The organism is Halomonas sp. (genome assembly GCF_029263665.1).
Classification (GTDB): domain Bacteria; phylum Pseudomonadota; class Gammaproteobacteria; order Pseudomonadales; family Halomonadaceae; genus Halomonas.
In genome coordinates this window covers 20,020-38,379 of record NZ_JAJUFQ010000015.1, presented here as the reverse complement: position 1 = coordinate 38,379, position 18,360 = coordinate 20,020, and the positions used below count along the sequence as shown (strand labels likewise).

The following is an 18,360-nucleotide window of genomic DNA, read 5'->3' as shown; positions in this document are numbered from 1 at the left end:
GCAAGGGCGCGATAAGCATTGTGCCCACCGCTTGATGCTTGAGCGTAGCTCGCTGCTCCTATACCATTTCGGCCCACCTTGAAAGAGGATGTCCCATGCGTGCACCGCTGATTGCCGGCAACTGGAAGATGAACGGCTCACTGGAATTGGTTGAAAGCTTTGCCGAGACGTTATCGCATACCGAGTTGCCTGCTGGTGTCGAGTTGGCGCTGATGGTTCCTTTTCCCTACCTGAGTGTTGCTCGCGCACGTCTGCCAGAAACAATGGCGGTAGGTGCCCAGACGCTCAGTGACAAGAGTGAAGGCGCTTATACCGGTGAAGTCAGTGGCAGCATGCTGAGTGATCTTGGTATGCAGATGGTGCTGGTGGGGCATTCCGAGCGGCGCACCTTGTTCGGTGAGGACGATGCTGCCGTGTTGGCACGGGTTCAGGCGGCTCTGTCTGCCGGGTTGAAGCCGGTATTGTGCCTGGGGGAAACCCTGGAAGAACGCGATGCCGAGCAGACTGAAGCTGTGGTGCTGGGGCAATTGGGTGCAGTGATGGATGCGCTGATGCCTGAGCAACGCCGTACCCTGGTATTGGCCTATGAGCCCGTGTGGGCGATCGGTACTGGGCGTACTGCGACCCCGGAACAGGCTCAGCAGGTGCATGCGGCCATTCGTGCGCGCCTGGCGCAGTACGACGCAAGCCTGGCCGAAAGTATGCAGATACTTTATGGAGGCAGCATGAAGCCGGACAATGCGGCGGAGTTGCTGGCTCAAGCCGATATCGACGGCGGCCTGATCGGCGGAGCATCGCTGAAGGTCGACGATTTTCTAGCCATTTGTCAGTCAGCAGGTTAAATCCATGCAAGTTGCTATTCTCATGATCCATGTGGCGATCGCCATCGCTCTGGTCGCTCTGATCCTGCTGCAGCAGGGCAAAGGAGCTGAGGCCGGTGCATCCTTTGGTGGTGGTGCCTCTCAGACAGTATTCGGTTCTCGCGGCAGCGGTGGTTTCCTGTCCAAGGCGACAGCCGTACTCGCTGCTGCTTTCTTTGCCACTTCCCTGACTCTGGCCTACTTCGCTTCCCGGACGAACCCTGTGTCCCCCGATGAAGCGGGTATTCCTGCCGCCGAGGTGATCGAGCAGCAGAACAATGCCCCGACGCTCGAGGATGATGGTGCCCCGGCAGCCAATGAAAGCGCTGCGCCAGGCGAGGCAGGCGATGTACCTACTCTGGAGTCAGGTGCTTCTGGTGAAGAGGGCAGTGCACCCGCGCAAGAAAGCGAAAATGTCGCTCCGAAGGTTGACGGCAGCAGCAGCGATATGGATAATGCTGCGCCAGTGCTGGAGGACAGCAATAGCTGATCCTTCCGCCTCCCTAGCCGAAGTGGTGGAATTGGTAGACACGCTATCTTGAGGGGGTAGTGACCTTATGGTCGTGCGGGTTCAAGTCCCGCCTTCGGCACCATCGAAGTCTCGTGATGTTATCTGCTATTCGCGATCTTCTTTTTCAGGGTTGGCAGTGTGGTGAGGGCTTGACGCGTTAGTCAAGCATGCGTATACTCACCGGCCTAGATTGATGCGGGGTGGAGCAGTCTGGTAGCTCGTCGGGCTCATAACCCGAAGGTCATCGGTTCAAATCCGGTCCCCGCTACCATCTTCCAGCAGGTGCTATTCGGTGTCCTCAAGGGGTATGCCGATTCTGCTAGAATGATGACAGGTTTCTTGTAAAAGCCCCTTCCTGTGAAGGGGCTTTTTGTTAGCAGTTCGCTGACCTGGCATAAGCAGTAAAGGCCAGGGAAGTGCAACGCCAATCAGCCACCTGACTTTCCTGTTCACTCCCGGCCAGGTGCTGATGCAACGGCTGTAGGAGCTTTCATTCGTGGCCATCAAGGATTCTGCGCTCGAAGCGCTGATCGAACCTGTGGTAACGGCCATGGGGTTCGAACTCTGGGGTATTGATTATCTATCCCAGGGAAAACACTCACGCCTGGTGATCTATATCGATCACGAGAATGGCGTGAACGTCGATGACTGTGCTGACATCAGTCGGCAGGTTAGTGGCGTGCTGGATGTCGAGGATCCCATTGCTGGCGAATATCGCCTGGAAGTGTCCTCTCCCGGTATGGATCGCCCGCTGTTCACCCTTGAGCAATTCACCCGCTATGCCGGCCATCAGGTCAGCCTCAAGTTGCGTGCTCCCTATGAAGGGCGGCGCAAGTTTCAAGGGCTGCTTGCCGGTGTCGAAGGTGATGAAGTGCTGGTACAGATCGATGGCGAGGAATATTGCTTTCCCATTGATGGCATCGACCAGGCGCGGATTGTGCCGCAGTTCGATTCATGATGCTTACGAACAAGGACAGGTTATCAGGCGAGGCTAAGGCATGAGCAAAGAAATTCTGGCGGTCGTTGACGCGATCTCCAACGAAAAAGGGGTTCCCCGCGAAGTCATTTTCGAGGCCGTCGAAGCTGCTCTGGCGAGCGCCTCGCGCAAGCGTTTCGAAGATGAGGAAGTCAGCGTTCGCGTGCATATCGACCGCATGACGGGAGAATACGAGACTTTCCGCCGTTGGGAAGTGGTTGAAGATGATGACTTCGACGGTCCGGATACTCAGATCAAGCTGACCTTCGCCCAGCGCCGTGATCCACCGTTGGCGCTTGGTGACGTGGTCGAAGAGCAGATTGAGAATGCCGCTTTCGGCCGCATTGCTGCGCAGACTGCCAAGCAGGTCATTGTGCAGAAGGTGCGAGAGGCTGAGCGTGCCGAAGTCGTGCGCGTTTATGCCGAGCGTGAAGGCGAGCTGGTGGCGGGGATCGTCAAGAAGACGACACGTGACGGCCTCATCATTGACCTGGGCGACAATGCGGAAGCGTTCCTGCCGCGCAGCGAGATGATTCCCGGTGAGCGTTATCGCATGAACGAGCGCGTTCGTGCGTTGTTGCTCAAGGTCGATGCGGATGCACGTGGCGCTCAGCTGATTCTGTCTCGGACCAATCCGCAGATGATCATTGAGCTGTTCAAGATCGAGGTACCAGAAATCGCCGAACAGCTCATCGAGATCAAAGGCGCAGCACGTGATCCGGGGTCCCGGGCAAAGATTGCGGTCAAGACCAACGACCGTCGTATCGATCCAGTTGGTGCCTGTGTTGGCATGCGTGGCTCTCGGGTTCAGGCGGTGTCGTCCGAACTTCAGAACGAGCGTGTCGATATCGTGCTGTGGGATGACAATCCCGCTCAGCTGGTGATCAATGCCATGGCGCCGGCTGATGTGGCTTCGATCCTTATGGATGAAGATACCCATTCCATGGATGTGGCTGTCGCTGAGGATAATCTGGCTCAGGCCATTGGCCGGAGCGGACAGAACGTGCGCCTTGCTTCAGAGCTGACAGGGTGGCGTCTCAACGTCATGACCGAAGCCGAAGCCGAGGCCAAGCGCGATCAGGAAATCGACAGCCTGGTCGAGCACTTCGTTCAGCATCTGGACATCGAGGATGATGTCGCCCGGCTGCTGGTCGAGGAAGGTTTCACCACCCTGGAGGAGGTGGCCTACGTACCGGTCGAGGAAATGCTGGAAATTGAAGAGTTCGACGAGGACCTCATCGAGGAACTTCGTGCTCGCGCCAAAGACGAGCTCTTGAACTTGGCCATCGCTTCAGAGGAGGAGCTGGATGGTGCCCAGCCGGCAGATGATCTGCTGGCAATGGAAGGGATGGAGCGTCACTTGGCCCTCATCCTGGCCAGCAAGGGTATCCGGACCATGGAGGATCTGGCCGAGCAGTCAGTCGATGACCTGATGGACATCGAGGAACTGGACGAAGAGCGTGCCGCGGCACTGATCATGACTGCCCGTGCGCCATGGTTCGAGAGCGAACAGTAAAAAAGGTCACGGGCTGAGGAGGGTCGTAATGTCAGAGATGACCGTTAAGGATTTTGCAGCAAAGGTGGGGCGTGAAGTGCCTCGTCTGCTGGAACAGATGAAAGAAGCCGGACTGGATCACAAGTCCGAGGGTGACGCTGTATCCGAGGAAGACAAGCGCAAGCTGCTCGACTTCCTGACCAAGAGCCATGGTGGCGGTGCTGGTCTGGGGGCGCGAAACCGCATTACCCTGACTCGCAAGACACGTAGCAAGATCAAGACCAACGAGCGCGGCAAGACCATTGAAGTGCAGGTGCGCAAGAAGCGTACTTACGTCAAGCGCGAAGAGGCCGAAGAGCAAGCTCCGGCTGCGGCTGAGGACCACGGTCCGCGTCAGTTGGTTGGCGATATGGCGGAAGCTCAGGCACGTCGTGAAGCTCAGGAAGCAGAAGAAGCTGCCAAGCGTGCGGCTGATCAGGCTGCTCGTGAAGCTGAGGAAGCGAAGGCGGCAGCTGAAGCAGCCAAGGCTGAGGCCGAGGCAGCAGCAGCGAATATCGAGCCTGAAATTCCCGTTCCTGAATTGACGACAGTAGAGCCCGCTGCTACCGATGAGCCGCCGGCACCACCGAAGGAAGGTCGCGGTGATGTGCGCCGTGCTGCCGTCAAGAAAGCCGCAGGCAAGGGTGGCAAGAAAGGCAGCCGTGACGATGATGACGATCGCAGCGATCGTGAGGAACGTCGTCGTGGCGGTGGCAAGAAAGCCAAGCGTGCCGAGCGTCGTGGCAGCCGTCGTGGCGGCTCCACTCAGGGCAATGGCAAGCATGGCTTCCAGAAGCCGACCCAGCCGATCGTGCGCGAAGTGTCCATTCCTGAGTCCATCTCGGTGGCGGACCTGGCCGACAAGATGTCGATCAAGGCCAATGAAGTCATCAAGGCCATGTTCACCATGGGCGCAGCGGTGACCATCAACCAGACCATCGATCAGGACACGGCAGCGATTGTCGTTGAAGAGATGGGCCACAAGCCCAAGCTGGTCAAGGATGATGCTCTGGAGACTGCGGTTCTCGAGGCGATCTCCTACGAGGGCGAAGAAATCACTCGCTCGCCGGTAGTGACCGTCATGGGCCACGTCGACCACGGCAAGACCTCGCTGCTCGACTATATTCGTCGTGCCAAGGTGGCCACCGGTGAGGCGGGGGGTATTACCCAGCACATCGGCGCTTACCATGTCGAGGACGACAACAACGGTGTCACGTTCCTTGATACTCCTGGACACGCGGCCTTTACCGCCATGCGTGCCCGCGGTGCCAAGGCCACTGACGTCGTTATTCTCGTGGTCGCTGCCGACGATGGCGTGATGCCACAGACCATCGAAGCGGTTGAGCATTCCAAGGCCGCGGAAGTTCCGATGGTGGTAGCGGTCAACAAGATGGACAAGCCGGATGCCGATCCCGACCGGGTCAAGAATGAGCTGTCTCAGCACGGTGTCATTTCCGAGGAATGGGGTGGCGATACTCAGTTTGTCCATGTTTCGGCCAAGACCGGTGATGGCATCGAGAGTCTGCTCGAGGCGGTACACCTGGTATCCGAGGTTCTTGAGCTCAAGGCCGTGCCGTCAGCGCCGGGCAAAGGTGTCGTGGTGGAGTCTCGTCTCGACAAGGGACGTGGTCCGGTTGCCACCGTACTGGTCCAGAACGGTACCTTGAAAAAGGGCGATATCGTACTGGCGGGTCTGCACTATGGTCGCGTACGCGCACTGACCAATGAGCTTGGCCAGCAGGTCAATGAAGTCGGCCCTGCCATGCCGGTCGAGATCCAGGGTCTGGATGGTACGCCGGAAGCGGGTGATGACTTCATGGTCGTGGCCGATGAGAAGAAGGCGCGTGAAGTTGCCAACTTCCGTCAGGGCAAGTACCGCGAAGTGCGTCTGGCTCGTCAGCAGAAGGCCAAGCTGGAGAACATGTTCTCGCAGATGGGCCAGGAAGAGGCTGCCAAGCTCAATATCGTGCTCAAGGCGGATGTACAGGGCTCTCTGGAAGCAATTCGTGGTGCCTTGGAAGAACTGTCCACCGATGAAGTGCAGGTCTCTGTGGTGTCTTCTGGCGTGGGTGGTATTACTGGTACTGATGCCAACCTGGCATTGGCCAGTGAAGCCATCCTCCTGGGCTTCAACGTACGTGCTGATGCTTCTGCTCGTGAGATCATCGAACGCGAAAACCTGGAGCTGCGCTACTACAGCGTCATCTACCAGCTGATCGATGAGGTCAAGCAGGCGATGAGCGGTATGCTCGAGCCTGAGTGGAAGGAAGAGATCGTTGGTGTGGCTGAAGTTCGCGATGTCTTCCGTGCACCGAAGATTGGTGCCGTTGCTGGCTGCATGGTGGTTGAAGGCACCGTGTACCGTAACAAGAAGATCCGTGTTCTGCGCGACAACGTGGTCATCTATGAGGGCGAGTTGGAATCCCTGCGTCGCTTCAAGGATGACGTCCAGGAAGTGCGTATGGGCATGGAGTGTGGCATCGGCGTGAAGAACTACAATGATGTCCAGGTCAATGACAAGATCGAGGTCTTCGATCAGGTCAAGGTCGAACGTTCTCTGTAAGCGTTCGAGGAGTCGTTATCCATGCGCGAATTCAAGCGTACTGACCGTGTTGCCGACCAGCTCCAGAAGGAGCTGGCGGTGCTCATCCAGCGTGAGATCAAGGATCCACGCCTGGGTATGGTCACCGTCAGTGGGGTGGAGGTCAGTCGGGATCTCGGCTATGCCGATATTCATGTCACCCTGCTTGGCGAGCAGACTCCGGAGCGCATCAAGGAGAATCTCCAGGTCCTCCGTCGTGCAGCGGGTTTTCTGCGTACTCAGATTGGCCGGCGTGTCAAGCTGCGTCATGTCCCCGAACTACGCTTCCACTACGATGAAAGCGTGGTACGCGGGCAACATCTGTCGGCTCTGATCGATGAAGCAGTGGCCCGTGATCGCTCGCATCGTCCTGAGGATGAGGACAGCGAAGGCCAGGATGAGGGCGAGGGCAAGGACTGATGGCGCGTCGTCGTCGAGGCTTGCCAATCGATGGTGTGTTGTTGCTGGACAAGCCCAAGGGCATGTCCAGCAATTATGCACTGCAGCGGGCACGTCGCCTGTTTCAGGCCCAGAAAGCCGGGCATACCGGTACTCTGGACCCGATGGCTACCGGGTTACTGCCAGTGTTGTTTGGCGAAGCCACCAAGTTCTCACAGCACCTGCTGGAAGCGGATAAGGTCTACCGGACCCGTGTCGAGCTGGGGGCGAGTACCGATACCGGCGATGCTGAAGGCGAGGTGACGGCCCGTTGTCCGGTACCGGCGCTGGATGAGAGTGATGTGGCATCCATGGTGGCTGGATTCATTGGTGAGCAGGATCAATTGCCGCCAATGTACTCGGCACTGAAGCACCAGGGACGCAAGCTGTACGAACTGGCCCGTGAAGGCAAGAGCGTCGAGCGTGCAAGCCGGCGTATAACGGTGTATGATGCGCGGCTACTTTGCGCATCCTTGGCCGGAGAAAGCCCCTGTTTCGACCTGGAAGTCAGGGTCAGCAAGGGGACTTATGTGCGTGTTCTGGCTGAAGATATGGCTCGGGCTTTGGGCTGTGAAGGCCATATCTCGCAGCTGCGCCGATTGAAGAGTGGCCCCTTCGATGCCAGCGGTATGCAGGACTTCGAAGCGCTGGAAGCACTGTCCGATCAAGCGGCACTGGAAGCGCAATTGATGCCGGTCGACTGCCTGCTTGAACATCTTGCCGCTCATCGCTTGAGCGACTCCGGCGCCAAGGCCATGCGCTATGGTCAGACTGCACGTGGTGAGCTTGCATCCGAGATGCTCGGCACCGCTGACAGTACACTGATTCGTCTCTACCACGGTGAGACCTTCGTGGGTCTTGGTGGGGTGGAGTCGTCCGGGGACGTCGTGCCCCGGCGCCTTTTGAGTTCGTTTGTAGCGGGCTCTGGGCAAACCTGATCCTTTCGAGGAGCAGGTCATCAAGAGAGACTGCAAATATGCGTGGTCTCTCACCTTTATCATTTAGGCATATTGCTTACTGGAGAGACAGATGGCACTTACCGCCGAACAGAAAGCTGAAATCGTCAAGGAATACGGTCGTGGTGACAGCGACACCGGTTCCCCTGAGGTACAGGTTGCCCTGCTTAGCGCCAACATCAACGGTCTGCAGGACCACTTCAAGACCAACAAGCAGGACCACCACTCTCGTCGTGGCCTGATTCGCATGGTCAACCAGCGTCGTAAGCTGCTGGACTACCTCAAGCGCAAGGATTTCGAACGCTATCAGTCTCTGATTCAGCGACTGGGTCTGCGTCGCTAAGAAATTAGTGTCAGACAGTGAAACGGGCGGCTCCTCTGGAGCCGCCCGTTTTGCGTTAGGGCTGTACCACAATGCAATGTGCGGTTTCCCACACAGTACTCGATATTCATCTGTGTGACTTCCCATCCATCAAGTGACGTGAGCCTTTCGACTTTTGTTGAAAGTGTTTCTTTCAGCCATTTGAAATAGAAGAGAAAGCTTATAAAAGGAATGTAGTTTGCTCTTTCTTGGGGATGCTGAGGTGTGTGGCCATGACATACCTCGGTTTTTCGCCAATCAGTCCCAGGATGGAGACAATATCAATGAAAGCATCCTTTATTGGAGCCGGCATTCTCACCTTGATCGCTGTGTTTCCTGCATTTGCCATGGCAGATGCCAAGCCTCAGGTCGATACCCTCGATTCCCCAAATCCGAAGCAATTGTTATACGTCGGCAACAGTTACCAGTACTACAACAACAGCCTGCACAATTACGTCAAGAGAATGGCGGAGGCGGCTTACCCAGAGATGGTGGATAGCCTCAACAGCAAGTCCGCGACCATTTCCGGGGCTTTCCTGTCCCAGCATGATGTAAAAAGTTATCTGTTCCCGGGTGCACTGGGGCTGCCCGATCCGTTTGATGTTGTCGTTCTCCAGGGGCACAGCAGTGCCGCCCTGACAGACGAGAAACGTCAGGCTTTCCATGATGCGGTCATCCAGGATCATCAGGCTATCGAAGCGACGGGGGCAGAGACCGTGCTCTACATGACACCTGCCTATGGCAAGGATCATGACAACTACGATCCCGATATGATCGACAAGATCGAGGATCTCTATACCACGGTCGGCAATGAGATCGGGGCCTTGGTGATTCCGGTTGGCCTTGCCTTCCAGAAAGCCTATGAGCGGCGCCCGGAGCTGGCATTGCATGTCGAGTACGATGGCAGTCATCCCACTCCTGAGGGCACCTATCTGGCGGCAGCCACTGTCTTCGCTGCGCTTTATGACACTTCTGTCGTCGGTAATCCCTACACCTACTATGGCCGTATCGACGCAGATGACGCTGCCTTTCTGCAGCAGGTCGCCGAAGACACTGTCGAGGAGTACTACAGCAGGTAGTACTGCAGCAGGTAGTACGCAGGAAAAGAATACGGCAGATAGAGAGTATGCCAGCAGATGAGGCGTGGGTGGGGAGGCACGGAAGCCCTGCCCAAGCCTACCGGTCCGAATAAATCCAATAAAAGAGGGATAACGATGCGAATGCTTTGGTTCGCACTGGCAGTGCTGTGCCTGCCATTGTCGCCAGTTCATGCCAATGAGCGTGTGACTGGCCTGGACGCAGGTTCCGGCCACTACGAATTCGACGATCCTGCCACCCAGCAGAAAATCAGTGTCTATTACTATCAGCCGAGCCGCTATGACGCAGATATGCCAATTGTGCTCGTACTGCATGGATTACGCCGTGATGCGGAGGCATATCGCGATAGCTGGGTGGAATTTGCCGAGCGCGAAGGGCTGATGATATTGGCTCCACGGTTCAGCTCGGAAACCTATCCAGGTGGCAATGGTTTCAACCTGGGCAATGTATTCCAGGCCACGTCGGCTGAGGAGAGCCGTGGCTTCATCCAGCTTGAGCAGACGAACCCACCAGAGCTATGGGTCTTCACGCTCATCGAGCGGGTCTTTGCTGACTTCAGAACTCATCGCAGTACCAACCATCATGAGACTTACTATCTGTATGGCCACGGTGCTGGCGCACAGGTTGCCCATCGTTTCGCCATGTTCATGCCGGAATCACATGCTGAAGAGATCATTATCGGCGCAGCAGGTTGGTACACCATGCCGGATGAGACCATTGAGTGGCCCTATGGCATTAGAGGTGTGCCGATGTTGGATACCTCTACCATCAAAGCCTATCTTGCCCAGCCCATGTTGTTGCTGGCTGGTGGAGCGGATACGGCGACGCTTCACACCGTCATGCGCCAGACGTCTCTGGCCAATGCCCAGGGAGCGACGCGAGTGGAGCGGACCCGCCATTACTTCGAGTTTGCCAGAAGCCGAGCCCAACGTATGAGTACCGCGTTCAACTGGAAGCATTGGGTCCTGCCTGGTGTGACACATAGTCCTGACCAGATGACACCCTTCGCGGCCCGTTATATCGCTCTGCGGGCACGCTGATGTCGGCGCCTCTGCATGCATAAGCAGAAAGCCCCCCTCACGACCAAGGGAAAATCATGCTCAAACTCTTTACCTCAGGCCACTCTGCCATGCGCTCTGTTGCCGTCTTCGGGATGCTGGCATTGCTTGCTGTCTGCAGCAGTGCACTAGCCAGCGGCACAACATCGGCCGAACTTGCAGAATTGGTCAAGCGCCAGTCTGAGATGCTGGAGCGTCAGGCGCAGCAGCTTGAGGACCTGCAGGCACGCCTGGCGCAGCTCGAAACTCGGGCAGGCGTTGATAGTAATGCGCTTGCTCAGCATCATTCCGCTGTACCTGTAATGACAGATGCTGAATTGACGAGTATGCCAGTGACGACCCAAGCCTCTACAACAGCAGAGAAGGATCGAACGGACATTGAAGAGCTGCAGGGTCAAGTGGCCTTGCTGGAGGCTGCTCAGGCAGACCAGTCGTATATCGACTGGTCAGATGGTGGGCCTGAATTCATCAGTGCCGATGGCAATCGTCGCTTGAAGATTGGTGGACGGCTGCAGTTTGACGCTTCGACCACCAACGGCTCGCGTTTTGATGACAGCAGTGACGAGCGCAACATCAGTGGTACGGAAGCGCGGCGCCTGAGACTGGATATCTCCGGCCAACTGTCGGAGAGAATTGGCTACAAGATTGGCTATGACCTGGCGGGCAACGACGCCAGTGTGCGTGATGCCTACATCTCGAGCCTGTTCAACTGGGGCGATGAGGATGTGGTGCTCTACGTGGGCAACAAATACGATGATCGCTCGCTGGATGGGGCGACCTCGTCCAACAATACCTGGTTCATGGAGCGTAACTTCGTCAGCAGTGCCATCACGCCGGACCGTGGTGCATACGGCCTGGGGGTGAAGGGCAAGATATACGGCGACAGCCGAGACTGGCACGCCTCGTTTGCGGTGACCAACGGCAGGCTAGGTGCTGACACCGACCATTCCGATACCACCACGTACATGACACGCGCCCACTGGAACCCCTGGCACGATGGGACTGACATGATTCATCTGGGAGGCTGGGGCTTCTACGAGGATTTCGATCCCAGTGATGATTCGGTGTTCAAGAACGTTGATGCCGCGGATCATTTCAATGAGAACGTCACTATCCGCAGCCGCAAGCTCAGTGACCCGGATTCGAGCCGTGCCTACGGGCTGGAATTGGCGACATCGCTCGGCTCGTTTGCCGCTGCTGCGGAATACGGGCAGCGCACCGTGGATCAGCGTGACTCCGCTGGCGGTGAAAGCATGAGCTACGACGCCTGGAGTGTTCAGACCAGCTACTTCCTGACAGGGGAGTCTCATGGTTATTCCAGGAAATCCGGTGTCTGGCGCCTGCCCGAGGTCAACGACCCAGTGTCGGCAGGAGGACTGGGTGCCTTTCAGGTTGCTGCTCGCTACCAGGAACTGGACTTCTATGATGCTCCGGATTACCCAGGTGGGGACGGCAGCTCGACGACACTCGGCTTGAACTGGTATCCGAATGACTGGTCTCGGGTCATGCTCGACTATACGCTCTGGGATACCCACAATCGCAGTGGTGATTTCAAAGGGCCGGATGATGGCAACACGCTGTCGGCCCGATTGCAGGTGGTGTTCTGATAAGGTTCCGTCATATGTCATGGAGCCGTGTGTGGCGGACAACGGCGCATAGATAAGTCTCGGAAAGGTCGAAACGGGCAGCACAGGCTGCCCGTTTCTTGTCTCAAAATCCGGGAAGGCGGGAGGAGAGAAAGTGGCCAAGGGTATTCGCATTGGCTTATTTGTCGCTAAGGTGGCGTAACTGGTGGCTCTATGTCGCCTTAACCCCTAAAATATTGGCCGAGTCAAAACGACCCTAACATTGAAAAGTAAAGGAAGTCGCCGTGAATCCGGTCAAAAAGACATTTCAGTACGGTCGCAGTACCGTCACTCTGGAAACCGGGCGCATCGCCCGCCAGGCTACCGGTGCCGTAATGGTTACCATGGACGACACCGTGGTGCTGTGCACCGTGGTGGCAAGGAAGGAGCCGAACCCCGCGCAGTCCTTCTTCCCGCTGTCTGTGCACTATCAGGAAAAGACCTATGCGGTCGGCAAGATTCCCGGCGGCTTCTTCAAGCGTGAAGGACGTCCTACCGAGAAGGAAACTCTGACTTCTCGACTGATCGACCGTCCGATCCGTCCGTTGTTCCCCAAGGGCTTCATGAATGAAGTACAGGTCATCTGTACGGTCATGTCTACCGACCGCAACCAGGATCCTGATATCGCTGCCATGATTGGTACGTCAGCGGCCCTGGCCATTTCCGGCGTGCCGTTCAATGGCCCTATCGGTGCTGCGCGAGTTGGCTTTACTGAAGACCGCGGTTATTTCCTCAACCCCACTGTCGAAGAACTGGCCGCCTCCGAGCTGGACATGGTTGTCGCCGGCACCGAGAAAGCCGTGTTGATGGTGGAATCCGAAGCCGAAGAGCTGCTCGAAGACGAAATGCTGGGTGCTGTGCTTTACGGCCACCAGGAAATGCAGACGGTAATTCAGGCAATCAACGAGCTGGTGGCAGAGGCAGGCAAGGCCAAGTGGGATTGGCAGCCGGCGGCTGAAAATACTGCGCTCAAGGATGCCCTGGGTACCGGGTTTGAAGCCAAGGTCGGTGAAGCCTATCGCATCACTGACAAGATGCAGCGCCAGGACGCATTGGCTGCGCTCAAGACTCAGGCTGTCGAGCTGCTCGCTGGTGGGGAAGAGAGCCAGTTCGAGGCATCTGATGTGGAAGCCGGCTTTGCCAGCCTTGAAAAGCGCGTGGTGCGTTCCCGCGTGATCAAGGGTGAACCGCGTATCGATGGACGCGATCACAAGACGGTGCGCCCGCTGGCCATCGAGGTGGGTACCTTGCCCAAGACTCACGGTTCTGCCGTCTTCACCCGTGGTGAGACCCAGGCCATTGTCGTTGCCACCCTTGGCACCCTGCGCGATGCCCAGTTGATCGAATCGCTGGAAGGCGAGCGCAAGGAACGTTTCCTGTTGCATTACAACTTCCCTCCCTACTCCGTGGGTGAGGCGGGCTTCATGGGGGGGCCCAAGCGTCGTGAAATCGGCCATGGCCGTCTGGCTCGCCGCGGTGTTCAGGCCATGTTGCCGAAGGAAGATGACTTCCCCTACACCATTCGCGTGGTGTCCGAGATCACCGAGTCCAATGGTTCCAGTTCCATGGCCTCCGTGTGTGGTTCTTCCTTGGCATTGATGGATGCTGGTGTGCCGATCAAGGCACCGGTAGCTGGTATCGCCATGGGATTGGTCAAGGATGCTGACGGTTTTGCCGTGCTTACGGACATCCTTGGCGACGAGGACCACCTCGGTGACATGGACTTCAAGGTGGCCGGTTCCGCTGAAGGCGTGACTGCGTTGCAGATGGACATCAAGATCGAAGGTATCGATGAGCAGATCATGGAGACCGCCTTGACCCAGGCCCATGACGCTCGTTTGCACATTCTCGAGCAGATGAATGCGGTGATTGCCAATAGCCGTGCTGAAGTTTCCGAGAATGCGCCGTCCATGGCCACGATCAAGATCGATCCGGACAAGATCCGTGACGTCATCGGCAAGGGCGGTGCCACCATTCGCAAGATCTGCGAAGATACAGGCGCTTCCATTGACCTGGATGACGACGGCACCGTGCGTATCTATGCCGAGGACAAGAAGGCGGCGAAGAAGGCCATCGACACCGTTCTGGCCATTACCGCTGAAGCCGAGATCGGTAAGCTGTATCACGGCAAGGTAGTGCGTATCGCTGACTTCGGTGCCTTCGTCAACATCATGCCGGGTACCGATGGTCTGGTGCACATCTCACAGATCGTTCCTGAGCGTGTCAACGACGTGCGTGACTACCTCAACGAGGGTGACGAGGTCGTGGTCAAGGTACTCGATATCGACAACCGCAATCGCGTCAAGCTGACCCTCAAGGAAATCACCGAAGAAGAAAAGGCGGCGTTCGCATCCGAACAGGCAGAGACAGAAATCTAGTCCATCTGCTCTGCCGAACGCCCCCGTTGCTGACGCCACGGGGGCGTTTCTGTTTGCGGCGATGAGGCTGAGATAACGATCCTGAGAGGACGATGAGAGAAGCATGACGCAAGCAACATCTACAGCAGCACCCAAAAGCCACACTGGCCGTCGCGACTGGCTGGCAGTGGTGGCGGTGATGATCGGTATCTTTCTGTTGGTCACTGTCGAGCAGTTGCCCATTGGCCTGTTGTCTCAGGTTGCTGAGTCTCTGGGCGTGAGTGAAGGAAGCGCGGGTTTGATGATCACCGTTCCAGGCGTGGTGGCAGCCTTTGCTGCGCCACTATTGCCTATGGCGGTTGGTCGTATGGATCGTCGTCTGTTGTTGACTTCGCTGATGCTGCTGATGACGTTGGCCAGCGTGCTGGGGGCGATCGTTGACAGCTTTGCACTGCTGCTTGCCACTCGAGTATTGATTGGCGTCTGTATCGGAGGATTCTGGGCCATTGCCGGGGGGCTGGCATCACGGCTGGTGGCTCTGGCTCAGGTGCCGCGAGCCATGTCGCTGATCTTCAGTGGTGTAGCCGGGGCCACGGTATTGGGGGTGCCTGCCGGTACCTGGCTGGGTGACGTGACGCACTGGCGTGTGGCCTTCGCTGCCATGGGGGGACTCAGTTTCCTGGTGACACTGGCACTTTGGTGGCTGCTTCCTTCTCTGCCAGCCTATCAACCAGTGCGCTTGGCCAGCTTGACAGGGCAATTTGCCAGCCGTGGCATGCGTGTTGGTGCCATCGTTACTGCATTGGTCGTGATTGGCCACTTTGCAGCCTACACCTTTATCAGCCCAATTCTGCAAACCATCGCCGGTATCCCGCTGGCGCAGGTCAGTGCCTTGCTGTTGTTGTATGGCGCTGCTGGCATGGTCGGAAACTTCATCGCCGGTAATGCTGCTGCACGCCGCACCCACACGACGGTGTTGATGATTCCCAGCCTGCTGGCGATGGTGGCTTTGGCGTTTCCCTGGCTGGCGCCTCAGGCACCCATGGGAATTGTGTTGTTGATGATGTGGGGGCTGGTCTTTGGTGGTATCTCAGTCAGTTTGCAGACCTGGGTGTTGAAGGCGGCGCTTAACCCAGAAGCAGCTACCGCCCTGATGGCCTTTGTCTTCAATCTATCCATCGGTATCGGTGCCATGGCAGGTGGGCAGGTCGTGGATGCCTTCGGTCTGACCACGGTGCTGTGCTTGTCAGGTGTGATGTTCGTACTGGCTGCACTGCTGGTCATGCGTACTCCTCCTTCAGTACTGGGGGCGCGTTGATCGTTCTTGTACGAAACTGTTTAGGGATGTATGGAATGTGCCCGTATTCCAGTTGCGAGTGCTTTCTATATGTAGCGGGAGGCTGAACCGAAAGTGGAGGGTGACACATGCAGTGGCGGGCATTGAAGTATTTCGATACCGTGGCACGTTGCCACTCCTTGCGACAAGCGGCTGCCAGACTGCATGTGGCACCGACCGCTGTTTCACGTCAGATCGATCAGCTTGAGCACCAGCTTGGCGCGGAGCTGCTTGAACGCACACATGAAGGGGTGCGCCTGACGCCAGCAGGGGAGCTGTTGGCCGATCAGGCGAGCCGCACTCTGCGTGATATGGAGAGGCTGGCGGCACGCATTGCCGACTTGCAGGGATGCTGCACTGGACGAGTCTCTATAGAGGTATCCGAGGGTGTGGTGGCGCAGTTGCTGACCCCGGCGCTTGCCAGCTTGCAGAGTGAATATCCACAACTGACATTTGATGTCAGCATTGCCAGCGCAGGTGGTGTGATCGAGACCTTGCGTTCCGGGAAGGCGGATATCGGCCTGGCCTATTTCCTGCCGCCTCGTGATGATGTGGTCAGGGTGGCCACCGCAGAACTGGAGCACTATGCCGTCATGGCACCAGACCACCCTCTGGCCTGGACATCTGCGTTGGGACTTTCCGATATTGAAGGCTACCCGCTGGCTGTGCCGGATGATTCCTTTGGTGTACGGCAAGCGCTCAACCGTGCTGCTCGTGACCGCAAGCTGAATATGCAGATTGCCTATACGACCTCGTCACTGGAAACCCAGAAAGCCCTTGCCAGGCAAGGGGCGGCCGTCTTGTTGTTGCCTTTGATTACTGTGGCGCAGGAGTGTGACGCAGGCCAGCTTGTCGCCGTGGCACTGCACCCAGGGGAGCTGGAGCAGACCCGTGTCGACTTGTGTGTCTACCGTCATCATTCCCCCAGCCTTGCTGTTCGTACCTGTCTGGCCCGGCTGGAGGAAGCGTTGGTGGAACTGGATGGGAATGTCACTGATCTGGCACATGACTAGATAGCCGGCTGTGTGGTGGACACAAATTGTGAGCGCCATGACCCATTTATTGCATTGGCTGTGATGGGCTTTTCCTTCCATGCTGACTCAGTAACGGCAAGGGAGGAACAATAACAATGCATGAAACGACAGATCATCAGACCACAGACCATCAAGCGATAGACTCTCAAACGATAGACTCCTGGGCATCGCAGCATGAAGCCTTGGGCTGGACGGCTGCACAGTTGCTGGATGCCTATCGCTCGCGACAAGTCTCTCCACTGGAGTATGCCCATCTCCTGATTGCTCATGTCGAGCGTCATGAAGGGCGAATCAATGCGCTGTATGACTACGACCCAGAACGTTTTCTTGCTGCGGCCGAAGTATCGACACAGCGTTGGGCCAGGCAGGCACCCTGTGGTCCGCTCGATGGCATTCCGGTAACGCTCAAGGAATTGATTGCCACCCGTGGCACTCCGGTGCCGCATGGTACGCTTGCCGGAGACCACTCTCCTGCCGATGAAGATGCCCCTGCGGCAGCGCGCCTCAATGAAGATGGCGCGCTATTGCTGGCCAAGACCACCTGTCCCGATTACGGCATGCTGTCATCTGGTCGCTCATCCTTCCATGGCCTGACGCGAAACCCCTGGAACCCCGATTTCAACCCGGGAGGATCGAGCTCTGGTGCCGGAGCAGCAGCAGCAGCAGGATTCGGTATCCTGCATCTGGGTACCGACATCGGAGGATCGATCCGCCTGCCGGCGGCCTGGTGCGGTGTGGTCGGGTTCAAGCCAAGCCTGGGGCGCGTGCCGGTCGACCCTTACTATGTCGGCCGCTGTGCTGGACCAATGACCCGGACCGTGGCGGATGCGGCGCTGATGATGGCCTCGATTGCGCGTACCGATCGGCGTGATGCCATGCGCCTTCCCCCTCAGCAGATGGATTGGTCGGCCCTGGACATTGATGTCCGTGGCATGCGAATTGGGGTCATGATGGAGGCTGGCTGTGGTCTGCCGGTGGATGAGCAGATTAAGCGTTGTGTCGAGGATAGCGTCGCTCATTTCCGTAAAGCTGGAGCACATATCGTGCCGGTGGGGCCAGTGCTGTCGCGTGACATGCTCGATGGCCTGAATGATTTCTGGCGGGCGCGGCAATGGAGTGAATTGCTGACGCTTACTGAGCAGCAGCGTGAGCAGGTGCTGCCGGAAATTCTCGCCTGGGCGGACGAAGGTCATGGGCTGGATCCCGTCAAGGTGGTTCGAGGTTTCGAACAGACCCTGGCCATGCGACGTACCACCGAGGCAGCGTTTGACCAACTGGATGCGGTGATCTCACCTGTCTCGCCGAATGTCGAGTTTCCTGCCGAATGGCCGTCTCCTTCCAATGATCCCTCGCGCCCTTTCGAACATATTGTGTTCACGGTGCCGTGGAACATGGGTGAACAGCCTGCGATTGCCATCAATGCTGGATTCAGTCGTGCAGGCATGCCGATAGGCCTGCAGATCATCACGCCAAAGTTCGAAGACCTGCGTGCTCTGCAGTTGGCTAGTGCCTTCGAAAAGTGGCAGGGTACGCCATCAAACTGGCCATGCCAGGCATGAGGCCAGGCATGCAGTGACAACAATAATTACGCGATAATGCCCGCCTAGGTGCAAGGCAGCGTCTGTGGCACGGAAC

General features: G+C 57.4%; 15 protein-coding genes and 2 tRNA genes. All 17 read left to right on the top strand.

Annotation, left to right across the window (positions count from 1 at the left end):
• Positions 1-95 precede the first annotated feature (95 nt).
• The 17 genes from tpiA to Q1K07_RS14395 all read left to right on the top strand — a co-directional run bounded on the left by tpiA (position 96) and on the right by Q1K07_RS14395 (position 18,284).
• Positions 96-842 (top strand): triose-phosphate isomerase, encoded by a 747-nt coding sequence (gene tpiA, locus Q1K07_RS14475; protein WP_300312226.1) that lies wholly within the window; start codon positions 96-98, stop codon positions 840-842.
• Between the two features lie 4 nt (positions 843-846).
• Positions 847-1,350, top strand: a complete 504-nt coding sequence (secG, locus tag Q1K07_RS14470; RefSeq protein ID WP_300312223.1) for a preprotein translocase subunit SecG — start codon at positions 847-849, stop codon at positions 1,348-1,350.
• Between the two features lie 16 nt (positions 1,351-1,366).
• Positions 1,367-1,453: transfer RNA gene (locus Q1K07_RS14465), tRNA-Leu, on the top strand.
• Positions 1,454-1,565: 112 nt separating this feature from the next.
• Positions 1,566-1,642 (top strand) — tRNA-Met (locus tag Q1K07_RS14460).
• Positions 1,643-1,867: 225 nt separating this feature from the next.
• A complete protein-coding gene (gene rimP, locus Q1K07_RS14455) occupies positions 1,868-2,329 on the top strand; it encodes a ribosome maturation factor RimP (protein WP_300312221.1) in 462 nt (153 codons plus the stop codon).
• A 40-nt stretch (positions 2,330-2,369) separates the two neighbouring features.
• Positions 2,370-3,863: a transcription termination factor NusA gene (gene nusA / locus Q1K07_RS14450; RefSeq protein ID WP_149286530.1), complete on the top strand. Its 1,494-nt coding sequence runs from the start codon at positions 2,370-2,372 to the stop codon at positions 3,861-3,863.
• Positions 3,864-3,891: 28 nt separating this feature from the next.
• Positions 3,892-6,444 (top strand): translation initiation factor IF-2, encoded by a 2,553-nt coding sequence (gene infB / locus Q1K07_RS14445; RefSeq protein ID WP_300312218.1) that lies wholly within the window; start codon positions 3,892-3,894, stop codon positions 6,442-6,444.
• Between the two features lie 21 nt (positions 6,445-6,465).
• Complete coding sequence (rbfA, locus tag Q1K07_RS14440; RefSeq protein WP_300312215.1) at positions 6,466-6,882, top strand: 30S ribosome-binding factor RbfA; 417 nt, start codon at positions 6,466-6,468, stop codon at positions 6,880-6,882.
• On the top strand, positions 6,882-7,838 hold the full coding sequence (gene truB, locus Q1K07_RS14435; protein ID WP_300312212.1) for a tRNA pseudouridine(55) synthase TruB: 957 nt from the start codon (positions 6,882-6,884) through the stop codon (positions 7,836-7,838). The genes rbfA and truB overlap by 1 nt, the downstream gene beginning before the upstream one ends.
• Before the next feature lie 91 nt (positions 7,839-7,929).
• Positions 7,930-8,199 carry a 30S ribosomal protein S15 gene (gene rpsO, locus Q1K07_RS14430; RefSeq protein WP_149286526.1) on the top strand — a complete coding sequence of 90 codons (270 nt, stop codon included), beginning with the start codon at positions 7,930-7,932 and terminating at the stop codon, positions 8,197-8,199.
• A 302-nt stretch (positions 8,200-8,501) separates the two neighbouring features.
• Positions 8,502-9,296, top strand: a complete 795-nt coding sequence (locus Q1K07_RS14425; protein ID WP_300312208.1) for a DUF4886 domain-containing protein — start codon at positions 8,502-8,504, stop codon at positions 9,294-9,296.
• A 135-nt stretch (positions 9,297-9,431) separates the two neighbouring features.
• Complete coding sequence (locus Q1K07_RS14420) at positions 9,432-10,355, top strand: hypothetical protein (RefSeq protein WP_300312205.1); 924 nt, start codon at positions 9,432-9,434, stop codon at positions 10,353-10,355.
• 56 nt (positions 10,356-10,411) lie between these two features.
• On the top strand, positions 10,412-11,980 hold the full coding sequence (locus Q1K07_RS14415) for a porin (RefSeq protein WP_300312202.1): 1,569 nt from the start codon (positions 10,412-10,414) through the stop codon (positions 11,978-11,980).
• 263 nt (positions 11,981-12,243) lie between these two features.
• Positions 12,244-14,376: a polyribonucleotide nucleotidyltransferase gene (gene pnp / locus Q1K07_RS14410; RefSeq protein WP_300312200.1), complete on the top strand. Its 2,133-nt coding sequence runs from the start codon at positions 12,244-12,246 to the stop codon at positions 14,374-14,376.
• 103 nt (positions 14,377-14,479) lie between these two features.
• Complete coding sequence (locus Q1K07_RS14405) at positions 14,480-15,673, top strand: MFS transporter (protein ID WP_300312197.1); 1,194 nt, start codon at positions 14,480-14,482, stop codon at positions 15,671-15,673.
• 107 nt (positions 15,674-15,780) lie between these two features.
• On the top strand, positions 15,781-16,704 hold the full coding sequence (locus Q1K07_RS14400; protein ID WP_300312194.1) for a LysR family transcriptional regulator: 924 nt from the start codon (positions 15,781-15,783) through the stop codon (positions 16,702-16,704).
• Positions 16,705-16,820: 116 nt separating this feature from the next.
• Positions 16,821-18,284, top strand: coding sequence for an amidase (locus tag Q1K07_RS14395; protein ID WP_300312191.1), 1,464 nt, complete (start codon positions 16,821-16,823; stop codon positions 18,282-18,284).
• Positions 18,285-18,360 lie beyond the last annotated feature (76 nt).

Coding starts and splice junctions, on each gene's coding strand:
- Q1K07_RS14415 (WP_300312202.1), top strand. CDS start 10,412: ATGCTCAAACTCTTTACCTCAGGCCACTCTGCCATGCGCTCTGTTGCC.
- secG (WP_300312223.1), top strand. CDS start 847: ATGCAAGTTGCTATTCTCATGATCCATGTGGCGATCGCCATCGCTCTG.
- rbfA (WP_300312215.1), top strand. CDS start 6,466: ATGCGCGAATTCAAGCGTACTGACCGTGTTGCCGACCAGCTCCAGAAG.
- Q1K07_RS14395 (WP_300312191.1), top strand. CDS start 16,821: ATGCATGAAACGACAGATCATCAGACCACAGACCATCAAGCGATAGAC.
- Q1K07_RS14400 (WP_300312194.1), top strand. CDS start 15,781: ATGCAGTGGCGGGCATTGAAGTATTTCGATACCGTGGCACGTTGCCAC.
- Q1K07_RS14420 (WP_300312205.1), top strand. CDS start 9,432: ATGCGAATGCTTTGGTTCGCACTGGCAGTGCTGTGCCTGCCATTGTCG.
- rpsO (WP_149286526.1), top strand. CDS start 7,930: ATGGCACTTACCGCCGAACAGAAAGCTGAAATCGTCAAGGAATACGGT.
- nusA (WP_149286530.1), top strand. CDS start 2,370: ATGAGCAAAGAAATTCTGGCGGTCGTTGACGCGATCTCCAACGAAAAA.
- truB (WP_300312212.1), top strand. CDS start 6,882: ATGGCGCGTCGTCGTCGAGGCTTGCCAATCGATGGTGTGTTGTTGCTG.
- infB (WP_300312218.1), top strand. CDS start 3,892: ATGTCAGAGATGACCGTTAAGGATTTTGCAGCAAAGGTGGGGCGTGAA.
- Q1K07_RS14405 (WP_300312197.1), top strand. CDS start 14,480: ATGACGCAAGCAACATCTACAGCAGCACCCAAAAGCCACACTGGCCGT.
- tpiA (WP_300312226.1), top strand. CDS start 96: ATGCGTGCACCGCTGATTGCCGGCAACTGGAAGATGAACGGCTCACTG.
- Q1K07_RS14425 (WP_300312208.1), top strand. CDS start 8,502: ATGAAAGCATCCTTTATTGGAGCCGGCATTCTCACCTTGATCGCTGTG.